Source organism: Candidatus Thermoplasmatota archaeon (genome assembly GCA_030018475.1).
In the GTDB taxonomy this organism is placed as follows: Archaea; Thermoplasmatota; JASEFT01; order JASEFT01; family JASEFT01; genus JASEFT01.
The window spans coordinates 1-858 of sequence record JASEFT010000111.1; the positions used below are offsets into that span (position 1 = coordinate 1).

The 858-nt window shown below is 41.1% G+C and carries 1 protein-coding gene; it reads left to right on the forward strand.

The window, feature by feature from the left end; translation table 11 throughout:
- The first annotated feature begins 319 nt into the window (after positions 1-319).
- Complete coding sequence (locus QMD21_07810) at positions 320-676, forward strand: hypothetical protein (GenBank protein MDI6856668.1); 357 nt, start codon at positions 320-322, stop codon at positions 674-676.
- Positions 677-858 lie beyond the last annotated feature (182 nt).

Consider the following 858-nt stretch of genomic DNA (forward strand, 5'->3'; position numbering starts at 1 on the left):
AAGGTATTTATCCACTCAAAATAATTCCTTTTGCGAACTTGATTAATAGGATATTAAAAGGAAGTAAAGGAGGGGGTAAGTATGAGTAAGAAAACAAAGCTACTATTAGGACTTACGGTTGTAATCGTTGTAGTCTCCGCAACTTTGGCTACGTATTGGGCTAACCACTCGCAGGATGGGCAGCCCACCGGTGAGGTGTGATGTTTATTAGGGTATAGAAAGAAATGAAAATGGCTGGGTTATAACTGTAATAGACATAATTGAGACACGTCCTTCTGTACCTGCTATTTATCACAATATATCCCTGCCGCCAAAGTGGGTGCGATATAGCCTGCATGGCAATTCCACTCTAGGAAATTATACTGGCGTAGTAGCTCTCGATCCATGGCACCCGCTCTACGTATACAATCCCGGGTATATCTACAATCTTATACCTGGTTGGGAACCACACAATATTACTATAGCGGACATAAAAGGAAAGCCGTCCCCACTTTATAATGTTACTTGGAATGATGTTGACAACAATGACCTATTCAGCAGCGGAGATACTTTCTTCATAAGTAATACAGGAGGCTTGATTGGCAAAGCCGAGACCGGCTTCTATTTTCTTCTCGTGACTCACGCAACAGGAATTCCAAATATTTATGAAGGCAGGAATATAATTTTTCTTAACTAAAAGGAGGAGAGGTAAGAATGAGAAGGAGTGTGCGGAACATTTCGTGTTGGTAAAATTTTCTGATTTTTAGAGCCTTAAAGCCAGAAATTTAATCTTTTTGAGACCATTTTTATAGAACGCGTAGCAGGAGGATTTCTAGTCTTTCCTAAGAGAGCTACGCGTCCCACCCAACCCGGTGGGAT